4 protein-coding genes are annotated in these 2458 nt (G+C 68.8%); 2 read left to right on the forward strand and 2 right to left on the reverse strand.

Annotation, left to right across the window (positions count from 1 at the left end; all coding sequences use genetic code 11):
- On the forward strand, positions 1–471 hold a 471-nt coding region (locus ACFXHB_RS43855; protein ID WP_380582694.1), incomplete at its 5' end, for an IS630 family transposase.
- 188 nt (positions 472–659) lie between these two features.
- Here ACFXHB_RS43855 and ACFXHB_RS43860 read toward each other — a convergent pair.
- Positions 660–1142: an IS3 family transposase gene (locus ACFXHB_RS43860; protein WP_380582696.1), complete on the reverse strand. Its 483-nt coding sequence runs from the start codon at positions 1140–1142 to the stop codon at positions 660–662.
- A gap of 65 nt (positions 1143–1207) precedes the next feature.
- On the opposite strand from ACFXHB_RS43860, the gene ACFXHB_RS43865 reads away from it, so the two are divergent.
- Positions 1208–1522 carry a hypothetical protein gene (locus ACFXHB_RS43865; RefSeq protein WP_380582698.1) on the forward strand — a complete coding sequence of 105 codons (315 nt, stop codon included), beginning with the start codon at positions 1208–1210 and terminating at the stop codon, positions 1520–1522.
- 186 nt (positions 1523–1708) lie between these two features.
- Here the strand turns inward: ACFXHB_RS43865 and ACFXHB_RS43870 are convergent, their stop codons facing one another.
- Positions 1709–2245 carry a hypothetical protein gene (locus ACFXHB_RS43870; RefSeq protein WP_380582700.1) on the reverse strand — a complete coding sequence of 179 codons (537 nt, stop codon included), beginning with the start codon at positions 2243–2245 and terminating at the stop codon, positions 1709–1711.
- Between the last annotated feature and the right edge of the window lie 213 nt (positions 2246–2458).

Genomic DNA, 2458 nt, shown 5'->3' on the forward strand with positions numbered 1-2458 from the left:
CACGGCATCACCAGCCTCTTCGCGGCCTTCAACATCGCCGACGGCACTGTCATCAGCGAACTGCACCGACGCCACCGGGCCCTGGAATTCAAGAAGTTCCTGATCACCATAGACAAGGCCGTTCCCGCCGAGCTCGACGTGCACCTGGTGTGCGACAACTACGCCACCCACAACACTGCCGAGATCAAAGCCTGGCTCAGTCGGCACCCCCGCTTCCACGTTCACTTCACCCCGACCGGCTCGTCCTGGATCAACCAGGTCGAACGATGGTTCGGACTGCTGACCGACAAACTCATCCGCCGCGGCGTCCACACCTCCGTCAAGGCCCTCGAAGAAGACATCCAGGCCTGGATCGACACCTGGAACCAGAACCCGAGACCGTTCACCTGGACCAAGACCGCCGACGAGATTCTCAAATCCCTCGCCGACTATCTCGCCAAGATCAAGCCGACCACCCCATCATCTGGGTAGAACTTACCCTCGTGATTTGCGGCGCATCACAGTAGGTGGTCTCGTATTCGACGGGTGGGACATGGCCTATCTCACCGTGGAGTCTGCGGTGGTTGTACCAGTCGCCCCGTTCGGCGGTGGCGAGCTCGACTTGCGCCAGGGTCCGCGACGCCCGCCGCTTCGAGATGCTCGGCCAGGCGGAAACTCGTCTATTGACTTCCCGCGGCGCTGCGATGGACCAATTCGCCTGGAATCACAAGGCGTTGGCCGCTATCGCGCTGCCAGAGGGCCATCTCCAGCGCGTCCAGGACCAGCCGGGTCTCCTTCGTGGGCGCGGCGGACCAGCCGACGATCCGGCGGGAGACGATGTCCACGACGTAGGCGACGCCGGTGAACGCGGTCACGTGCGTGAAGTCGGCGACCCGGCAGCGGTTCGGCGCGGATGCGACGAACTGGCGGTCAACCAGGTCAAGGGCGCGTTCGGCAGCCGGGTTCGCGATGGTGGTGATGACCTTCTTGCCGCGCACAGCGTCGGCGATGCCGAGTTCGCGCATGAGGCGTTCTACGGTGTAGCGGGCCACCGTTTGGCCCTGCCGGCCCAGTTCCCGCCAGACCTTCCGGGCCCCGTAGGCACGGTAGTTGGCATGGTAGACCTTCTTGATGAGCTCCTTCAGTTTCTCGTCGTGCACCATGCGCGCGGAGGGCGAGGCCAGGCGCATGTGCTGCGCGGGGTAGGTGGAGGGGGGATGCTGCAGCCGTGCTCGGTGAGCACGCGGCAGATAGACTCGACGCCGCCGACGCGGCCCCGGTGCTCGTCGATGAACGCTCGAGCGCAGGTGTGGCCGGTCGAGTCGGCCGCGAAGAAGCTCGCCGTGGCCTTGAGAATGTCGTTGTCGCGCTTGAGTTCGGCGATCTCCTTCTTCGCCTTGATCTGCGTGAACTCCTCCGTGGTCGTGTCCGGGCGCTGCCCGGAGCCGACCTGGTCACGCCCACCCAGTTGCGCAGGGACTCGGCCGAGCCGATGCCCAGCTTCTCCGCGACGGCCCGCCGTGCGGCCGATTCGTTCGGGTAGTCGCGGAGGACCTCGGCGACCATGCGCACCGAACGACGGCGCAACTCAGGCGGGCAGGAAGAAGGACATGCCATGACTCGAAGCCGGGGCGGTTCAGCTCGTGCCCCTCGCCAGCGAGTTGGTCGCCACGGATGAACTGTGAGAGCCGTACCGGCTGCTCGATCCGGCTGGTACCCCCGAAGTGGTCTACGGCCCCAGCATCCACCCGGCCGCCGGGACCGGCAGGGCCTGGCCGACGTCGACCAATGCCCGGGCGGGCACCCCGCCGGTAAAGATCCGGGCCGCGTCCCGGACGGCCTGGACCTGGTCGTCGAAGACCCTGACGAACGCCGTTGGGGTGAGGATGCGCTGCTGGAACGCTTCAACGAACGTGATGGTCATCGGAACGCCCAGGTAGGCCGCGGCCGCGCCGTCGGGCCACCTCGGGTCGAGGACCGTGCCGTCCGGGCGGGCGCACCAGGCATGCGGGTACGCGGCACAGTGGGCATAGGCGAAGCCCTCAACGTAGACGGCGCCGACCTGCCGGGCCGCGCGCAGCGTGCTTGGATGGCAGCGGCCGGCGGCGGCGGGGCGCGGCGCACCGCGGGTGGGCCACGGTGCCGGGGTGAACAGCCGGCCCTGGGTGGGGATCACGCGGGCGGCCGACAGGGCGTCCGGATCGACCCGGTCCTCGACCGCGGCCATGAGGGCGTGGTCGGCTCGGGTCGGGTGGTCGACGGGCACGTCTCCAGTGTGCGCCGGGGGTCCGTGCGGGACGAGCAGGAACCGAGCCGCGGGTGACGGAGAATCCGGTTGACGGGGGCCTTGTCGGGTGTGCCCGTGGCTTCGGAGGGGCGGGGGGGGCGCGCGGCGGGGGCGCCCCCCCGGGGGGGTGGGGGAGAGAACCGCGGAGAAGACGGGGGGGGCTCGTGAGGCACGGCGGGGGGGGCGGGGCGG

The organism is Kitasatospora sp. NPDC059327, from assembly GCF_042752535.1.
GTDB lineage: Bacteria > Actinomycetota > Actinomycetes > Streptomycetales > Streptomycetaceae > Kitasatospora.